Raw genomic sequence first — 15,313 nt, 5'->3', positions numbered from 1 at the left:
GTCGCGGCAGTCGAAGGCCGGGGTTCGCGGGGTTGTCCCGCGGGTCCCGGCCTTCGCCGTTCTCCGGGACTCCCCGGGGCGTACGAATCTTCCCGACACCCTGTCGGCATGACGAAAGATTAGGCTAGGCTAACCAAAGCAATCGGGGGTGTACTCGATACCTGGAGGCCCGCATGCCCATACCCGAGCAGCCCGTCCCGTTCTCCACCGTGCTGCGCACCGCGAGCAGCGCGGAACACGAGGCCGCGGAACAGTCCTCGTTCATGAGCCGGCTCCTCGGCGGGCACCTCGGGGTCGACGCCTACGCCGACCTCACCGGCCAGCTCTGGTACGTCTACCGCGCCCTGGAGGGCCGGGCCGCCGAGCTGGCGGAGCACCCGGTGGCCGGGCCGTTCATCGACCTGGCCCTGATGCGGACCGCCGCCATCGAGCGCGACCTGGCGCACCTGCTCGGGCCCGGATGGCGCGACGCGCTGTCGCCGCTGCCCGCCACCGCCGCGTACGCGGCCCGCGTGGAGGAGCTGGCCGAGCAGTGGCCGGCGGGGTACGTCGCGCACCACTACACCCGCTACCTGGGCGACCTGTCGGGCGGCCAGATCATCCGCGGCATCGCGGAGAAGACCTGGGGCTTCGACCGCAAGGGTGACGGCGTGCGGTTCTACGTCTTCGAGGAGGTCGGCAACCCGGCCGCCTTCAAGCGCGACTACCGGGCCAAGCTGGACGCCGCGGGGCTGGCGCTGGACGAGATCGAGCGCCGCCGGGTGGTCGAGGAGTGCAAGCAGGCCTTCCGGCTCAACGGCGCGATCTTCCGGGACCTCGACACGCGGTACCCGCTGAGCGCCTGAACGACCCCGTACGGCGACGGCCCCGGCGAGCAGCTGCTCGCCGGGGCCGTTCCCGTGGGGCCGCCGGCTCGGGACCGTCGAGCCGGCGGCCGGTCCTCAGGCCCGGGCCGCGCCGCGACGGCGGGCCAGGACGGTGGCGCCGCCACCGGCCAGCAGCAGACCGCCGGCGGTGGCCAGCAGCGGGGCCACCGGGGTGGACGAGCCGGTGGAGGCCAGCACGCCCGAGCCGCCCAGCGAGGCGCCGCCGGAGGTGGTGAGCGAGGCACCGCCCACCGAGCCCGCACCGGTGCCCGTCCCCGTGCCGGTACCGCTGCCGGTGCCGCCCGCGGCGGTCCCGCCCGTCGTGCCGCCGCCGGCCGGGTTGGTGGGCAGCTGGGCGTTCTTGTCGAAGGCCAGCGAGACGGTGACCGGGTCGAGCACCTCGCCCGCCGGGTAGTTGGCGAAGGCCGGCACGCCCTCGGCGGTCAGCGCGGCCGGAACGCCGGTGAGCGTCACCACGCCGTTGACCGGGGCGAGGGAGGCCTTGGACAGGTCGAGCTTGGCGATCCGGGCACCGGACAGCGCGGACGTCTTGCCGTCCAGGGACTTGGCGTTGACGTCGGCGGTCAGGAACGCGCCGTCCTTGCCGATGCTCAGGCCGAGCTTGGAGAAGGTGGTGTCCAGCTGGTAGCCGCCGGCCGCGGGGTGGCCGAGGAAGCGGACGGAACCGGCGAAGCCCGCCGACAGGGTGTGGTTCCGGGTGTCGTAGCTGCCGGTCGCGCCGCCGAAGCGGTAGTCGGCCGCGCCGCCGCCGAACTCGACCTTGCCGTTGGCCACCGGGCTCTGCAGGTACTTGCGGAAGCTCTCCTTGACCTTCCAGTCCAGGCTGCCGTCGACGACGGCGAGCTGGCCGGCGGCCGGCGGGGTGGTCGACGTGGTCGTGGCCGACGGGGTGCCGGTGGCGGTGGCCGACGGGGACCCGCTCGGGGAGCCGGTGGCCGACGGGCTGCCGGACGCGGAGGGCGAGCCGGTCGCGCTCGGCGACTGGGTGGCCGACGGAGAACCGCTCGGGGAGCCCGTGGCGGTCGGCGACTGGGTCGCGGACGGGGACTGCGTCGCCGAAGGGGAGCCCGTGGCGGTGGGCGACTGGGTCGCGGAGGGCGTCGCGGTGGCGGTCGGCGTGGCGGTCGGGGACGGGGTGGCCGGGCTCTGCTTGAGCAGCAGCGCCAGCGGGTCCATGTCCGAACCGGCCTGGTAGAAGCCCGCGAACGCCTTGGCGCCCTGCTCGGTGAGCTTGGCCGCCGCCGGCACGCCGTTGGTGGTGTCCCGGGCGACCGTGAAGGTCACCAGCGGCACGTCGTCCCGACGGGTGACCTCGGTGGCGCCCATCGACTCCTTGGACGCGGTGTCGGCGGTCAGCGTGCCGACCGTCCCGGCCGTGGTGATCCTCAGGTCGCTGAGGGCGACGTCGAGCGCGCCGTGATGGGCGGTGAAGCGGACCCCGCCGGTGAACGAGGAGCTGAGCGCGTGGGTGGACATGTCGTAGGCGGCACTCACCAGACCGAAGTGGAAGGTCCCGTCGGCGTTGGTGGTGGCGCCGCCGGTCAGCTCCACGGCGCCCTGGCCGACCGGGCCGGTCACGTAGTTCCGGAAGCTGGCCTTCACGCCCCAGTCCAGCGAACCGGTGTCGTACGTGACGGTGGTCGGCGCACCGGCGCCGAAGGCCAGCGCGGGGACGCCTGCGGCGGCCAGGCCGAGACCGGCGGTGACGGCGGCCAGGGCCGCCAGCCGGGTGCGGTTGCGGCGGCCGGCCGAAGGCAGGGCGGTGCTGCGGGACATGGGGGTACTCCGATCGGTGAGCGGGGGAAGGTGGAGCGGCGGTCAGGCCGCGTCGGCCGGGGCGGTGGCCGGGGGGTCCGTCGGCGCGGCCCGGCGCCGGCGGAGGGTGTACACGCCGCCGGCCGCGGCGAGCGCCGCCACCAGCACGACGCCGGCCACCACGGCCGCCGTCGGCACTCCGCCGGATCCGCCCGCATCGGCGGCGTCGGCCACCGGGGCGGCGGACGGCGAGGCGGTCGCCGACGGGGCCGGCGTCGCCGCCGGGGCGCTGCCGATGTCGGGCAGCGGCGGGAGGGCGGCGGCCGGGTCGAGCGCGACGGCGAAGCTCAGCGGGTCCATCACGGTGCCCGCCGGGTAGAGGTTGCCGAAGGCCTTGGCGCCCGCCTCGGTGAGCTTCAGCGGGAGTTCGGCGGCCTTGAGCAGGCCGCCCTCGGGCTTCAGCCCGGCCGGGTCGAAGGCGCCCAGCTCGACGCCGGTGAGCTGCTGGGTGGCGCCGTCCGGCGTCCGGCCGGAGACGTCGGCGAGCAGCCTCCCCTGACCGTCGGCGATCGTCACGCCGAGGTTGGCCAGGGTGAGGTCCAGCCCGTGGGTGTCACCGGTCTTCAGGCCGGTGAAGCGGACGCCACCGGTGAAGGCGGCGGTCAGGGCGCCGGTCGCCGGGTCGTAGGCGCCCTTGGCCGGGGTCCAGCGGAAGAAGGCGCCGCCGTCCGCCGCGCCGCCGGTGAGCTCCCAGCGGCCCTGGGCGATCGAGCCGGTGACGTAGTCGCGGAAGGTCCGTCGGACGCCCCAGTCGAGCGCGCCGTTGCCGAACTCCGCCCGGGCGGCGGCATCCTGGGTCGCCGCCGGGGCGGCCGGCGTCGTCGGTGCGGCGGTCGGCGCCGGCGTGGTGGGCGTTGCTGCGGTCGGTGCGGCGGTCGGTGCGGGCGCCCCGGCCGGGGTCGACGCGGCGGCCGTCGGGGCCGTCGAGGGTGCCGTCGAAGCCGGCTGGGCCGCCGGGAGGTTGACCGAGAGGTTGACCGGGTCGAGCGCCGTCCCGGCGGTGTAGAAGCTGCCGAAGGCCCTGGCCCCGGCGTCGGTCAGCGTCGCCGGGACGCCGCTGAGGGTCAGGGTGCCGGCCGCGCCGCGCAGGTCGACGCCGGCCAGCGAGAGGTCGGCCAGCTTGGCCTGGCTCGCACTGCTGACCTGGCCGGTCTCCTTGGACCTGCTGCTGATGTCCGCGTACAGCCCGGCCGCGCCGCCCGGAGCGGCCCGGAAGGTGAGCCGTCCGACACTCAGGTCGAGCACGTTGACACCGTTCTCCTGGTGCCCGGTGAACCGGACCCCGCCGGAGAACGCCGCGGTCAGCGCGCCGCTCGCCGGGTCGTACGTGCCGGTGGCGGAGTGGAACCGGAAGCCGCTGCCGGAAACGGTCGCCGCACCTCCGGTCAGCGCCCAACTCCCCTTGGCTATCGGCCCGGTGACGTACGTCAGGAAGGACTGCCTGATCCCCCAGTCGAGCCGCCCGCCGGAGACCTTCCCCTCGGCCGCCACCGCCTGGCCGGGCAGCAGCACGGCCGTCATCAGGGCAGCCAGGGCGGCCACCAGGACGGCGGCCAGACGACGTAGCCGGCTGGGCAGAGGCACGCGGATCACTCCTCGGCGCGACGGGGGAAAGAGAGTCGGTACACCACCGACCCCCTTGCGGAATTGAGGTAAGGCTAACCTAATATATGAGTCAAGAGCCCCGCCGGTCGCCCCCCACACATGGCACCCGGCAGGGACAACTCCCACCGAAGGGGACCATGTTGAGCAGCAGTACCACCCGAAGCCGGGCAGCCCTCGGGCCTGCCCTCCTGCTGCTCGCCCTCGGCCTGCTGCTCACCCTGACCGCCTGCGGCCCGTCCACCGGCTCCACCGGCGCCGCCACCGGAACGGGCGTCACGAAGGCCCCGGACACGGTCGAACCGCTGCCCGGCGAGCCCGCCCCGCAGCTCCCGGCCACCGTCGCCTCCGCCGACGGACGCCAGGTCACCGTCACCAGCGCCGACCGGATCGTCCCGCTCAACGGCAGCCTGGCCGAGATCGTCTTCAGCCTGGGCCTCGGCCCCAAGGTGATCGCCCGGGACGTCTCCACCACCTTCCAGCAGGCCGCCGCCCTCCCGGTGATCACCCAGGCCCACGACGTCTCGGCCGAGGGCGTGCTCTCGATGCACCCGACCCTCGTCCTCGCCGACCGCTCCACCGGCCCGGCCGAGGCGATCGAACAGATCCGCGCCGCCGGCGTCCCGCTGATCGTGCTGGACGACGCCAAGAAGCTCGGCGACGTCGGCCCGCGCATCGACACCGTCGCCGCCGCGCTCGGGGTCCCCGACGCCGGGCGGCAGCTGAAGGAGCGCACCGAGCAGCGGATCACCCAGGCCAGGGCCGCCCTGCCGGCCGTCGACCGCCACCCCAAGGTCGCCTTCCTCTACCTCCGCGGCAGCGCCTCGGTATTCCTGCTCGGCGGCCCGGCCTCCGGCGCGGGCTCGCTGATCGAGGCGGTCGGCGGCGAGGACGCCGGAACCGCCGCCGGGCTCTCCGGCGACTTCACCCCGCTCACCAGCGAGGCCCTGGTCAAGGCGGCACCCGACGCGATCCTGGTGATGAGCAAGGGCCTCGACTCCGTCGGCGGCGTCGACGGCCTGCTCAAGCTGCCCGGCGTCGCCCAGACCCCCGCCGGGCTGGACCGCCGGGTCGTCTCCGTCGAGGACGGCCAGCTGCTCAGCTACGGCCCGCGCACCCCGCAGGTGATCCGCGAGATCGCCGAACAGCTCTACCCGGCGGCCGCCAAGTGACCACCGCCGTACAGAAGAAGACCGTCCCCATGGCCCGGCCCCGGAGCCGGACCACCCTGGTCGTCGTCGGTCTGGCCGTCGCGCTGGTGCTCTGCGCCCTGCTCGCGGCCGGGATCGGCGCCTACCGCATCCCGCTCGGCGACATCCTCGCCTCGTTCGCCCACCGGCTCGGCCTCGGCGGACACCCGCTCGACCGCGTCCCCGAGTCGGTGCTCTGGAACGTCCGGCTCCCCCGCGTGGTGCTGGCCCTGCTGGTCGGCGGCTCGCTCGGCTGCGCGGGCGCACTGATGCAGGGCGTCTTCGGCAACCCGCTCGCCGAACCCGCCGTGATCGGCGTCTCCTCCGGCGGCGCGGTCGGCGCGGTCGCCTGCATCGTGCTCGGCCTGGACGCGTTCGGCAACTGGACCATCACCGCCTTCGCCTTCGCCACCGGCCTGCTGACGGTCTTCGCGGTGTACGCGATGTCCCGCTCCGGCGGCCGCACCGAGGTGGTCACGCTGATCCTCACCGGCGTCGCGGTCAACGCCTTCTGCGGCGCGCTGATCGGCCTCTTCCTCTTCACCGCCGACACCGCCGCGATCAACCAGGTCACCTTCTGGCAGCTCGGCTCGCTCGCCCAGGCCACCTGGGGCAAGGTGCTGGCCGTCCTGCCGTTCGCGCTCGTCGGACTGGCCCTCGCCCCCCGCTACGCGCGGCCGCTGGACCTGCTCGCGCTCGGCGAGCGGCCGGCCCGCCACCTCGGCGTCGACGTCGAGCGGATGCGCCTGGTGCTGATCACCCTGGTCGCCCTGCTCACCGCCGCCGCCGTCGCGGTCAGCGGCATCATCAGCTTCGTCGGCCTGGTCGTCCCGCACCTGCTGCGGATGGTCGCCGGACCGGGCCACCGGTTCCTGCTGCCCGCCTCCGCCCTCGGCGGCGCCCTCGTCCTGGTCGCCGCCGACCTCGCCGCCCGCACCCTGGCCGAGCCCGCCGAACTCCCGCTCGGCGTGCTCACCGCACTGATCGGCAGCCCGTTCTTCTTCTGGCTGCTGCGCCGCACCCGGACCAAGCAGGGAGGCTGGGCATGAGACTGCGAACCCGTCCCGGGGTGCCCGCACGCCCCGCCCCGGGCACCGAACTGCTCACCGCCGACGCCGTCCGGCTGACCGTCGGCGGGCGCGAGCTGCTGGCCGGCGCGGACGTCCGGGTGACGGCCGGCGAAGTGGTCGCCCTGCTCGGGCCGAACGGCGCCGGGAAGTCCACCCTGCTCTCCGTGCTGGCCGGCGACCTCCCGCCGACCGCCGGCGAGGTCCGCCTGCTCGGCCGGCCGCTGGCCGGCTACCGGCCCCCCGAACTCGCCCGGCACCGCGCGCTGCTGCCGCAGTCGGCCGCTCTCTCCTTCCCGTTCCCGGCGGACGAGGTGGTCCGGATGGGCCGCGCGCCCTGGTCCGGTACGGCCGCCGCCGCCGAGGACGACGCGGTGGTCGCCGAGGCGATGGCCGCGACCGAGTCCACCGCCTTCGCCGGACGGCCGTTCACCGCGCTCTCCGGCGGCGAGCGGGCCCGGGTGGCCCTGGCCCGGGTCCTCGCCCAGCGGACCGCGCTGCTGCTCCTCGACGAGCCCACCGCCGCGCTCGACCTGCGCCACCAGGAACTGGTGCTGCGGGTCGCCAGGGCCAGGGCCGCCGCCGGGGACGCCGTGGTCGTCGTCCTGCACGACCTCACGCTGGCGGCGGCCTACGCGGACCGGGTGGTGCTGCTGACCGGCGGTGCGACGGTCGCCGACGGACCGGTGGCCGAGGTGTTGCGCGCACCGCTGCTCAGCGAGGTCTACGGCCACCCGGTCGAGGTGCTGCCGCATCCGCGCACCGGCGTCCCGCTGGTCCTGCCCGAACGCGACTGACATGGGCCGGGCCGGGCCGGTCCGGGTCGGTCCGGGTGGGTTCGGTCCGGGTGGGTGGGTCGCCTCAGCCCTCGTCGTCCAGCCGGAAGCCGATCTTCAGGCCGACCTGGTAGTGCTTGACCCGGCCCTCCTCAAGGTGGCCCCGGACCTGCGTCACCTCGAACCAGTCGAGGTTGCGCAGCGTCCGGGAGGCCCGCTCGACCCCGTTGCGGATCGCGGCGTCGATGCTCTCGGTCGACGACCCGACGATCTCGGTCACCCGGTAGACGTGCTCGCTCATGACGGACTCCCTCAGCTGTGCGACGGCCCCCGGTCCACCGTGCACCGGAGGCCGTCCGTCCGCACTCCGGCGACCGCCGGCCGGGGCCGCCCGCGGCGCGGCCCCGGAGCCCGCCCGGCGGAGACCGCGGCCGCCGCCGAAGGGACCGGCCGCCGGGGCCTACGGCGAGGGGCCGCCGCCGGGGCCCACGACGCCGAGGCTCAGAAGGCCGCCCGGACCCCGCCCACCGGCACGCCGCCACCGAACAGCGGGGAGGCGGCTATCCGCTCGACCGTCCCGTCCTCGGCGGAGACGCCCAGCCGGTGCAGCGCGGCCGCCAGCACCGGTCCGCGGGCCCGCTCGGCACCGTCGTCGATCTTGAAGGCGAGCGCCCGGCCGTCCGGCAGCGCCACCACCTGGACCGCCTCGGCGCCCATCTTGGAGAGCGCGCCCGGCACCGCCCGCATCAGCCAGGTGTCGGCCCGGCGGGTGCCGGCGACGTACTCGGGGTGCGCCCGCATCGCGTCGGCCACCCGGCGCTGCGGCGTGCCGGCCCCGGCCAGCACCAGCGCCCGGTAGCCGCGGGCCAGTCCGGTGAGGCTGACCGCCAGCAGCGGCGCACCGCAGCCGTCCACCCCGGCGTGCCCGGCGGTCTCGCCGGTGGCCTCCTCCAGCGCCTCGCGGGCCAGCAGCTGGACCGGGTGGGCCGGGTCGAGGTAGCTGTCGACGGGCCAGCCGTTGGCGACACAGGCGGCCAGCCAGCCGGCGTGCTTGCCGGAGCAGTCCATCAGGATCGGCGCGCGCTCTCCGCCGGAGCGCAGGTACTGCTCGGCCTCGGTCTCGTCGAGCGGGAGGTCGGCCGGCGTCCGCAGGGCGGACTCGTCGAGCCCGGCCTCGGTCAGGATCCGTCGGACCCCGTCGAGGTGAAACGATTCTGCCGAGTGGCTGGAAGCCGCCAGCGCCAACAGTTCACCCTCGATCGCCAGTCCGGCCCGCAGGGTGGCCACCGCCTGGAACGGCTTGGCGCAGGAGCGCGGGAACACCGGCGCGTCCGGCGCACCCAGCGCGAACTCGACCGAGCCGTCGGCGGCCAGCAGGACCAGCGAGCCGTGGTGCCGGCCCTCGGTGAACCCCGAGCGGACGACCTCGGCGAGCACGGACAGGGCGGTGGGGTTGGACATGGCGGGAGCCTTCCGGAAATGAGGGTGGGCCGGGGGCGAGCCGGGAACGGCCCCGCCCCTGGCGCCTCACCCGGTCAGAGCGGGCCGCCTGCGAGCAGGTCGTCGACCCGTGCTTCCCCATCACGGTACCTGCGGGTGATCTCCGCGTTGCAGCCGTCCGCCGTCCGCAGCAGCAGCTGCCGCCGCCCGGAGACCTCACGCTCGTGCGCGCGCAGCCGGTCCAGTGCCGCCAGCAGCTCCTCGGCCGGGTGCGCGGCCAGGTCGGCCAGCTGCACGTCGCCCATCAGTGCGTCCGCCTCCAGCTGGGACTGCTGGCCGCGCGGCGGGCCCAGGGTGACGTGCCGGGCGGACCGACGGACGGTGGAGGGCGCGTCGGTGAGGATGGCCGGCAACCGTTCCAGCAGGGCGCCGGCCGGCTCTCCCCCGTCCGCAGGGCGGGGTGCCGCGCCGCCGGGCCTGCGGTCCAGCTCCGCCAGCAGGATGTCCATCCGCCCGTGCAGCAGCCGCCGCAGGTAGGAGAGGTCGGCCTCCTGCTCCAGGGTCTCCCTGCGCAGGATCCGCAGCTCCTCCAGGCCCAGCTGTCCCAGGCCCGGCGTTCCCGTCCCCGGTGCCGGACCGGGTTCCGGGTCTTCGGGCACCCGCCCGTACCGGTCCTGCGCCGTACTGCTCGCGTCCATCAGCCAACCACCTGCCGTCGTCCCGATCCCGCCCGCTCGCGGCACCCCGTCGCCTGCCGCCGGCCCGGCCCGTTCCCGTCGCGTGCGCCCGTGGCGCGTACCCCTCCGGGCCACGCCCTGACCACCCGCGAAGGTTCCCGCCCCCGACCGGCACCACCCGTCAGGGCGACACCGCCAGAACACCTGACCCACCGGCTCGGCCTCCTGGCCGAACCGGGCCCGGCGCGGCGGACCTTGGCGCCCCGGACCCCTTGTACGGTCCCCCAGCGTGCCACCCCGCCCGCCGCCGCCGCACCGCCCGTGCACCCGAACGGCCCCCTGGCGAAGAGGGGTGGCTGATATGACGGAAGCTTTTCGCAGGGAGAGCGGCGCCAACCGGCGCGCAGGCGCACGCTACCCAGCGCGCGCCAAGTCTTCGAGCGCCCCCAGGGGCCCGCGGGCGCCCCCACCGGCTCCGGCACAATGGCCGCATGCGAGCAGTGGTGCAGCGAGTGACCGAGGCCAGGGTGACGGTGGCCGGCGAGACCGTCGGCGCGATCGAGGAGCCCGGGCTCTGCGTCCTGATCGGCGTCACCCACGACGACACCCCGACCAAGGCGGCCCAGCTCGCCCGCAAGCTCTGGACCTTGCGGCTGCTGGCCCCCGACGCGGCAGGCGTGGAGCAGTCCTGCTCCGACATCGGCGCCCCGCTGCTCGTCATCAGCCAGTTCACGCTCTACGGGGACGCCCGCAAGGGCCGCCGCCCGACCTGGAACGCCGCCGCCCCCGGCCCGGTCGCCGAGCCGCTGGTGGACGAGGTGGTCGCCCAGCTGCGGGCGCTCGGCGCCAAGGTCGAGACCGGCCGGTTCGGCGCGGACATGCGGGTCGCGCTGGTCAACGACGGCCCGTTCACGGTGCTGGTCGAGGTCTGAGCGACCCCGACCGCCGTGCACGGCGTGTGTGCCGTGCACGGCCGGCGTGCACGGCGTGGGTGCTGCGGCTACTGCGGGACGATCACGTCCTGCGTCCCCGGCACCCGGCCGGCGAGCAGCACCGCGTCCACCGGCACGTTCCGCTTCACGATCGCCAGCGCGACCGGGCCCAGCTCGTGGTGACGCGCCGAGGAGGTGACGAAGCCGAGCGCCCGCCCGTCCGGGTCCGAGGCGAGCCGCACCTCCGTCCCGTGCGGGGGGAGCACCTCCTCGGTGCCGTCCAGGTGCAGGAAGACCAGCCGGCGCGGCGGGCGGCCCAGGTTGTGCACCCGGGCGACCGTCTCCTGCCCGCGGTAGCAGCCCTTCTGCAGGTGGACGGCGGTGGTCAGCCAGTCCACCTCGTGCGGGATCGTGCGGTGGTCGGTCTCGAAGCCCAGCCGCGGCCGGTGCCCCTCGATCCGCAGCGCCTCGTACGCCCAGATCCCGGCCGCCGGGCCGTACTCCCGGGTCAGCTCCGCCAGCTCGGCCCGCGGCAGGAAGAGGTCCCGCCCCCAGGTCAGCTCACGGACCGCCGCCGCGCCCTCGGCGGAGGCGGTGGAGCCGGCCGGCAGGTGGACCACCGCGTAGTCGGCGGTCGCGTCGGCCACCTCGACCCGGTAGAAGAACTTCATGCTCTCCAGGTAGCCGACCAGCGCCTCCTGGGTCCCCGGCTCAACGTGCGCCCAGGTGGTGGTGCCGTCGTCGACCAGGTAGAGCGCGTGCTCGACGTGCCCGTTCGGGGAGAGCACCAGCGCCTCGGTCGCCTGCTGCGGCGGCAGCGCGCTGACGTGCTGGGTGAGCAGCAGGTGCAGCCAGGTGAGCCGGTCGTCACCGGTGACGGTGAGCACGCCGCGGTGCGAGAGGTCCACGAACCCGGAGCCCTGCGCGAGCCTGCGCTGCTCACGGAAGAGGTCGCCGTAGTGGGCGGCCACCCCCTCGTCGGTTCCCTCGGCGGGGACGGCACCGGGCAGCGCAAGCAGCGGGCTCTTCATACCGGAAAGCTTACGGCTGCGCCCCGGCCCGCTTGGCGGTGCAGTCGGCGCAGCGGCCGAAGACGGCGAAGTGTTCGAGGTCGGTGTCGAAGCCGTGCTGCGCGCGCAGCCGGTCGACCAGCGGCTGGGCGATCTCGGTCCCGGTCTCGATGACCTGCTCGCAGTCCCGGCAGACCAGGTGCAGGTGGTGGTGGCGGCCGGCCAGGTGGTACGTCGGGGCGCCGTGGCCGAGGTGGGCGTGCGAGACCAGCCCCAGTTCCTCCAGCAGCTCCAGGGTCCGGTAGACGGTGGAGATGTTGACGCCGCTGGCGGTCCGCCGGACGTGACCGAGGATCTCGTCGGGGGTGGCGTGGTCGAGTGCCTCGACCGCCTCCAGGACGAGCTGGCGCTGGGGAGTGAGCCGGTAGCCGCGTTCGCGCAGGCCGGCCTTCCAGTCGCCGGAGAGCTGCCAGTCGGTGGTGCCGGTGTCCGCCACGGGTCCTGTCCCTGCCGATGTCGGGGGTCCTGAGGCAAGTGTAGGGACCGGCCGCGGGGCCGGTCCCTACCTCACGCGTGATGTGCCCGGCGCGGAACGCCCCGGCTCAGCGGAAGAACGCGATGCCGTCGTCCGGCAGGTCGTTGATGTCCTTGATCAGCTGGGCCGGGCTGAGCACCCGCTTCAGCTGCGCGGACATGTACGGGCGCAGCGGCACGTTCGGGGCGGCCTTCTCGCCGACCCAGAGCAGTTCCTCGTTGACGAAGCCGTAGAGACGCTTGCCGCCCGAGTACTCGGGCGAGCCCTCGATCCGGGCCACCGCGTCCGTGGAGACGTCGATCTGCGGCTTGCCGTCGGCCAGCTCGCCGTACCAGATCTCCACCGTGCCGTCGTCGCGGACGGAGGAGATCTCGATCCCCCGCACACCGCTGGTGCCCTGGTGGTTGCTGGTGATGCGCCAGAACGCGTGCTCGTTCTCCAGCGGACGGATCTTCTCGCCCTCGGCGTCCAGCACCCAGGTCCGGGAGCGGAACTCCAGGAAGGGCCGGCCGTCGTGGCGGATGACGATCTCCTGGCCGAAGTTGCACTTCTCCGAACCGGGGAAGTCGTAGACGCCCGCGCCCTCCCAGGTGCCGAGGAGGAAGGCGAGCGGGACGACGTCCCGGTGGAGGTCAGAGGGAATCTCGATCATGTTCCTGGTCACTGTCGTCGGTGCGGGACTGCTTCAACCGTACGGCAGCCGGTCAGCGCTGGCCCTGGTAGAGCTTCATCACCGCGAAGATGGCGAACCAGGTGATCAGCACGGCCATGAGGGCCAGCAGACCGTCGAAGAAGATTTCCAGACCGGACACGGGGGGCTCCCAGGGCGGCGACAGTGTGAAGGATTTTGCTGGCGCTCACTCTATCCGCCGGGTGCCGACGGTTCTCGGTGAGCCCCACCACGTCGGCGATCTAGGGTGTCGGCATGTCGTCTCAGTCGCAGCAGTCGAAGAAGCTCGTCATCAAGGTCACCGCCGGGGCGGACGCGCCGGAGCGGTGCTCGCAGGCGTTCACGGTGGCGGCGGTGGCCGTCGCCAGCGGGGTCGAGGTCTCGCTCTGGCTGACCGGCGAGTCGTCGTGGTTCGCCCTGCCCGGGAGGGCGGCCGAGTTCGAGCTGCCGCACGCGGCGCCGCTGCCGGACCTGCTGGAGTCGCTCCTGGCGGCCGGCACGGTCACTCTCTGCACCCAGTGCGCGGCGCGGCGCGGGATCGAGCAGAAGGACACCGTCGAGGGTGTCCGGATCGCGGGCGCACAGGTCTTCGTCAGCGAGATCATGGCCGACGGCGTGCAGGCGCTCGTCTACTGACGCGGCCGGACGGCCGGCCGCCGACCGGGGCCGTACGGGTGTCCGTCTACCCGCGGGGTTCGCGGTCGGGGCGGTCCCGGTCGTGGCCGGGGTCGTCCCACTTCGGGTCCTCCCAGCGCGGGTCGTTCCACCAGTCGTCCTCGGGGTCCCGCCGGTTCGCGAACACCGCGGCAGCGGGCGGGATCACCATCGCGACCGCGCACATGCCGATCGCGACCGGGACGGACCAGAACCGCACGACGCCCCAGGCCAGCACGAACAGCCCGAGGCAGACGCCCATCATGGCGAAGTAGTAGCGGTGTCGCCGGCGTGCCTGCACTCCTCCACGGTATGCCCGAGGGCCCCTGCACGGCAGGGGCCCTCGGGCACGACGTCACCGGGGTGGATCAGACCGCGATCGCGACCTCGGTCAGGTTGCCCTGGGAGGCGACCACCTGGCGGTCCACGGTCTGGCCCGGGATGAGCGCCCGCAGGGTCCACTTGCCCGGGCGGGCGAAGAACCGGAACTGGCCGGTCGCCGAGGTGGGCACCTCGGCGGTGAACTCACCGCCCTCGTCGAGCAGTCGGACGTAGCCGTTGACCGGCTCGCCGTCGCGGGTCACGGAACCCTGGATGATCGTCTCGTTCGCCACGTCAACTCCTGCCAGGTCCGGCCCACCGGCCTTCGCACCGCACATGTCTTGTCTTCCCTTCAGCCTTACGGGTGGAGCAGGCGGCTCAGTTGCCGAGCTCGATCGGCACGCCGACCAGGCTGCCGTACTCGGTCCAGGAACCGTCGTAGTTCTTCACGTTCTCCTGGCCGAGCAGCTCGTGCAGCACGAACCAGGTGAGCGCGGAGCGCTCGCCGATGCGGCAGTAGGCGATGGTGTCCTTCGCCAGGTCGATGCCCTCGGCCTCGTAGAGGGCCTTGAGCTCGTCGTCGCTCTTGAAGGTGCCGTCGTCGTTGGCGTTCTTCGCCCACGGGATGTTGCGGGCGCTCGGCACGTGGCCGGGGCGCTGCGACTGCTCCTGCGGGAGGTGGGCCGGGGCGAGCAGCTTGCCGGAGAACTCGTCGGGCGAGCGCACGTCGACCAAGTTGAGGCTGCCGATGGCGTCGATCACGTCGTCGCGGAAGGCGCGGATCGAGGCGTCGGCGGCCTGCGCCGTGTACGAGGTCGCGGCGCGGGCCGGCACCTCGGCGACGAGGTCGCGGGAGTCCAGCTCCCACTTCTTGCGGCCGCCGTCGAGCAGGCGGACGTCACCGTGGCCGTACAGCTTAAAGTACCAGTAGGCGTACGACGCGAACCAGTTGTTGTTGCCGCCGTAGAGCACGACCGTGTCGTCGTTGGCGATGCCCTTGGCGCTGAGCAGCGCCTCGAAGCCGGCCTGGTCGATGAAGTCGCGGCGGACCGGGTCCTGGAGGTCCGTCTTCCAGTCGATCCGGACCGCGTTGCGGATGTGGTTCTTGTCGTAGGCGGAGGTGTCCTCGTCGACCTCGACGATGACGACCTTCGGGTCGTCCAGGTGGGCCTGGACCCAGTCGGCGTCGACCAGGACGTCGCTGCGGCTCATGGTGATGTTCTCCATCCGAGGGCGGTTGGCGGAAGGTGGTGCTGCTCTGGGGTCCCCCGGCCGTGAGCCGGAGAGGGGTGCTGCGGGGTGTCCGACGGTGACCGGTCCGAATTCACGTCCGAATAATGGGACGGAGAAGGCCTGCGGCACGGCCGGGCGGTGATCTGCGGTGCACGGCGGCGACGTTCGGCCCGGGAGGCCGGTCCAGGTCACCGGAGGAATCGGCGGCGGGCGACAACTGCCCAGCCAAGATGCCGAGTTAACGCATTCGACACAGACAGGCGGCCACGCGGCACAGGTCTACCGCCCGCCGCTTCGTGAGGTCCGTCTGTCGCTTCATGCCGACGATGCTAGGGACACTCGACGCCCGCTGTCATCAGCGTATCGAATGTTGAGACCAGATGGATCACATGCTGGGATTTGGTCGATTCATGGGCGCCGTGAACCGGCCGGGCACCGTACGTCCCTCGGTCAGGGGGCGGAAACACGACCGCTCCGCGGTCCGCGCTGGACAGCGCGTCTCGC

At 73.9% G+C, this 15,313-nt stretch carries 18 protein-coding genes; 6 read left to right on the top strand and 12 right to left on the bottom strand.

Annotated elements, in window-relative coordinates; translation table 11 throughout:
- The first annotated feature begins 173 nt into the window (after positions 1-173).
- Positions 174-845 carry a biliverdin-producing heme oxygenase gene (locus ACFWOG_RS10835; RefSeq protein ID WP_329949175.1) on the top strand — a complete coding sequence of 224 codons (672 nt, stop codon included), beginning with the start codon at positions 174-176 and terminating at the stop codon, positions 843-845.
- Between the two features lie 96 nt (positions 846-941).
- Here ACFWOG_RS10835 and ACFWOG_RS10830 read toward each other — a convergent pair whose 3' ends face one another.
- Together ACFWOG_RS10830 and ACFWOG_RS10825 are read right to left on the bottom strand one after the other, a co-directional pair.
- Entirely contained in the window at positions 942-2,663 is a 1,722-nt protein-coding gene (locus tag ACFWOG_RS10830; protein WP_380356869.1) for an HtaA domain-containing protein, read from the bottom strand.
- Positions 2,664-2,705: 42 nt separating this feature from the next.
- Entirely contained in the window at positions 2,706-4,286 is a 1,581-nt protein-coding gene (locus ACFWOG_RS10825) for an HtaA domain-containing protein (RefSeq protein ID WP_380356866.1), read from the bottom strand.
- Positions 4,287-4,444: 158 nt separating this feature from the next.
- On the opposite strand from ACFWOG_RS10825, the gene ACFWOG_RS10820 reads away from it, so the two are divergent.
- Genes ACFWOG_RS10820 through ACFWOG_RS10810 form a run of 3 tightly spaced genes read left to right on the top strand, consistent with a single transcriptional unit; the run spans position 4,445 to position 7,358 of the window.
- Positions 4,445-5,476 carry a hemin ABC transporter substrate-binding protein gene (locus tag ACFWOG_RS10820; RefSeq protein ID WP_380356863.1) on the top strand — a complete coding sequence of 344 codons (1,032 nt, stop codon included), beginning with the start codon at positions 4,445-4,447 and terminating at the stop codon, positions 5,474-5,476.
- 29 nt (positions 5,477-5,505) lie between these two features.
- Positions 5,506-6,543: an iron ABC transporter permease gene (locus ACFWOG_RS10815; protein ID WP_329884022.1), complete on the top strand. Its 1,038-nt coding sequence runs from the start codon at positions 5,506-5,508 to the stop codon at positions 6,541-6,543.
- Positions 6,540-7,358 carry a heme ABC transporter ATP-binding protein gene (locus tag ACFWOG_RS10810; protein ID WP_380356860.1) on the top strand — a complete coding sequence of 273 codons (819 nt, stop codon included), beginning with the start codon at positions 6,540-6,542 and terminating at the stop codon, positions 7,356-7,358. Before ACFWOG_RS10815 ends, ACFWOG_RS10810 begins: the two co-directional genes overlap by 4 nt.
- A gap of 64 nt (positions 7,359-7,422) precedes the next feature.
- Here the strand turns inward: ACFWOG_RS10810 and ACFWOG_RS10805 are convergent, their stop codons facing one another.
- The 3 genes from ACFWOG_RS10805 to ACFWOG_RS10795 all read right to left on the bottom strand — a co-directional run bounded on the left by ACFWOG_RS10805 (position 7,423) and on the right by ACFWOG_RS10795 (position 9,475).
- Positions 7,423-7,638: a dodecin gene (locus tag ACFWOG_RS10805; RefSeq protein WP_329883979.1), complete on the bottom strand. Its 216-nt coding sequence runs from the start codon at positions 7,636-7,638 to the stop codon at positions 7,423-7,425.
- 200 nt (positions 7,639-7,838) lie between these two features.
- Complete coding sequence (locus ACFWOG_RS10800) at positions 7,839-8,798, bottom strand: asparaginase (RefSeq protein WP_329883980.1); 960 nt, start codon at positions 8,796-8,798, stop codon at positions 7,839-7,841.
- 74 nt (positions 8,799-8,872) lie between these two features.
- Positions 8,873-9,475, bottom strand: a complete 603-nt coding sequence (locus ACFWOG_RS10795) for an ABC transporter substrate-binding protein (protein ID WP_355406036.1) — start codon at positions 9,473-9,475, stop codon at positions 8,873-8,875.
- 470 nt (positions 9,476-9,945) lie between these two features.
- Between ACFWOG_RS10795 and dtd the strand changes: the two genes are divergently transcribed.
- On the top strand, positions 9,946-10,386 hold the full coding sequence (gene dtd / locus ACFWOG_RS10790) for a D-aminoacyl-tRNA deacylase (RefSeq protein WP_380356855.1): 441 nt from the start codon (positions 9,946-9,948) through the stop codon (positions 10,384-10,386).
- Between the two features lie 68 nt (positions 10,387-10,454).
- Here the strand turns inward: dtd and ACFWOG_RS10785 are convergent, their stop codons facing one another.
- The 3 genes from ACFWOG_RS10785 to ACFWOG_RS10775 all read right to left on the bottom strand — a co-directional run bounded on the left by ACFWOG_RS10785 (position 10,455) and on the right by ACFWOG_RS10775 (position 12,583).
- Positions 10,455-11,417 (bottom strand): folate-binding protein, encoded by a 963-nt coding sequence (locus ACFWOG_RS10785; protein WP_329883983.1) that lies wholly within the window; start codon positions 11,415-11,417, stop codon positions 10,455-10,457.
- A 10-nt stretch (positions 11,418-11,427) separates the two neighbouring features.
- The gene (locus ACFWOG_RS10780) at positions 11,428-11,892 is read right to left on the bottom strand and encodes a Fur family transcriptional regulator (protein ID WP_329883984.1); all 465 of its coding nucleotides are present in this window, start codon (positions 11,890-11,892) and stop codon (positions 11,428-11,430) included.
- 106 nt (positions 11,893-11,998) lie between these two features.
- Positions 11,999-12,583: an FABP family protein gene (locus ACFWOG_RS10775; protein WP_329883986.1), complete on the bottom strand. Its 585-nt coding sequence runs from the start codon at positions 12,581-12,583 to the stop codon at positions 11,999-12,001.
- 273 nt (positions 12,584-12,856) lie between these two features.
- Between ACFWOG_RS10775 and ACFWOG_RS10770 the strand changes: the two genes are divergently transcribed.
- On the top strand, positions 12,857-13,237 hold the full coding sequence (locus ACFWOG_RS10770) for a DsrE family protein (RefSeq protein WP_329883987.1): 381 nt from the start codon (positions 12,857-12,859) through the stop codon (positions 13,235-13,237).
- 46 nt (positions 13,238-13,283) lie between these two features.
- Here ACFWOG_RS10770 and ACFWOG_RS10765 read toward each other — a convergent pair whose 3' ends face one another.
- From ACFWOG_RS10765 to ACFWOG_RS10750, 4 genes are all read right to left on the bottom strand, one after another.
- Positions 13,284-13,556 carry a DUF3099 domain-containing protein gene (locus ACFWOG_RS10765; protein WP_329883988.1) on the bottom strand — a complete coding sequence of 91 codons (273 nt, stop codon included), beginning with the start codon at positions 13,554-13,556 and terminating at the stop codon, positions 13,284-13,286.
- A 67-nt stretch (positions 13,557-13,623) separates the two neighbouring features.
- Positions 13,624-13,914, bottom strand: a complete 291-nt coding sequence (locus tag ACFWOG_RS10760; protein WP_030397542.1) for a DUF1416 domain-containing protein — start codon at positions 13,912-13,914, stop codon at positions 13,624-13,626.
- Positions 13,915-13,954: 40 nt separating this feature from the next.
- A complete protein-coding gene (locus tag ACFWOG_RS10755; RefSeq protein ID WP_329883989.1) occupies positions 13,955-14,788 on the bottom strand; it encodes a sulfurtransferase in 834 nt (277 codons plus the stop codon).
- A 259-nt stretch (positions 14,789-15,047) separates the two neighbouring features.
- Entirely contained in the window at positions 15,048-15,128 is an 81-nt protein-coding gene (locus tag ACFWOG_RS10750) for an Ms5788A family Cys-rich leader peptide (RefSeq protein WP_350517234.1), read from the bottom strand.
- Positions 15,129-15,313 lie beyond the last annotated feature (185 nt).

Source organism: Kitasatospora sp. NPDC058406 (assembly GCF_042722765.1).
Lineage (GTDB): Bacteria > Actinomycetota > Actinomycetes > Streptomycetales > Streptomycetaceae > Kitasatospora.
Note: the sequence above shows the minus strand (reverse complement) of the source record. Positions and strands in the feature narration are given on the sequence as shown.

Coding starts and splice junctions, on each gene's coding strand:
- ACFWOG_RS10835 (WP_329949175.1), top strand. CDS start 174: ATGCCCATACCCGAGCAGCCCGTCCCGTTCTCCACCGTGCTGCGCACC.
- ACFWOG_RS10830 (WP_380356869.1), bottom strand. CDS start 2,663: ATGTCCCGCAGCACCGCCCTGCCTTCGGCCGGCCGCCGCAACCGCACC.
- ACFWOG_RS10820 (WP_380356863.1), top strand. CDS start 4,445: ATGTTGAGCAGCAGTACCACCCGAAGCCGGGCAGCCCTCGGGCCTGCC.
- ACFWOG_RS10815 (WP_329884022.1), top strand. CDS start 5,506: ATGGCCCGGCCCCGGAGCCGGACCACCCTGGTCGTCGTCGGTCTGGCC.
- ACFWOG_RS10810 (WP_380356860.1), top strand. CDS start 6,540: ATGAGACTGCGAACCCGTCCCGGGGTGCCCGCACGCCCCGCCCCGGGC.
- ACFWOG_RS10805 (WP_329883979.1), bottom strand. CDS start 7,638: ATGAGCGAGCACGTCTACCGGGTGACCGAGATCGTCGGGTCGTCGACC.
- ACFWOG_RS10800 (WP_329883980.1), bottom strand. CDS start 8,798: ATGTCCAACCCCACCGCCCTGTCCGTGCTCGCCGAGGTCGTCCGCTCG.
- ACFWOG_RS10795 (WP_355406036.1), bottom strand. CDS start 9,475: ATGGACGCGAGCAGTACGGCGCAGGACCGGTACGGGCGGGTGCCCGAA.
- dtd (WP_380356855.1), top strand. CDS start 9,946: ATGCGAGCAGTGGTGCAGCGAGTGACCGAGGCCAGGGTGACGGTGGCC.
- ACFWOG_RS10785 (WP_329883983.1), bottom strand. CDS start 11,417: ATGAAGAGCCCGCTGCTTGCGCTGCCCGGTGCCGTCCCCGCCGAGGGA.
- ACFWOG_RS10775 (WP_329883986.1), bottom strand. CDS start 12,583: ATGATCGAGATTCCCTCTGACCTCCACCGGGACGTCGTCCCGCTCGCC.
- ACFWOG_RS10770 (WP_329883987.1), top strand. CDS start 12,857: ATGTCGTCTCAGTCGCAGCAGTCGAAGAAGCTCGTCATCAAGGTCACC.
- ACFWOG_RS10760 (WP_030397542.1), bottom strand. CDS start 13,914: ATGTGCGGTGCGAAGGCCGGTGGGCCGGACCTGGCAGGAGTTGACGTG.
- ACFWOG_RS10755 (WP_329883989.1), bottom strand. CDS start 14,788: ATGAGCCGCAGCGACGTCCTGGTCGACGCCGACTGGGTCCAGGCCCAC.
- ACFWOG_RS10750 (WP_350517234.1), bottom strand. CDS start 15,128: ATGAAGCGACAGACGGACCTCACGAAGCGGCGGGCGGTAGACCTGTGC.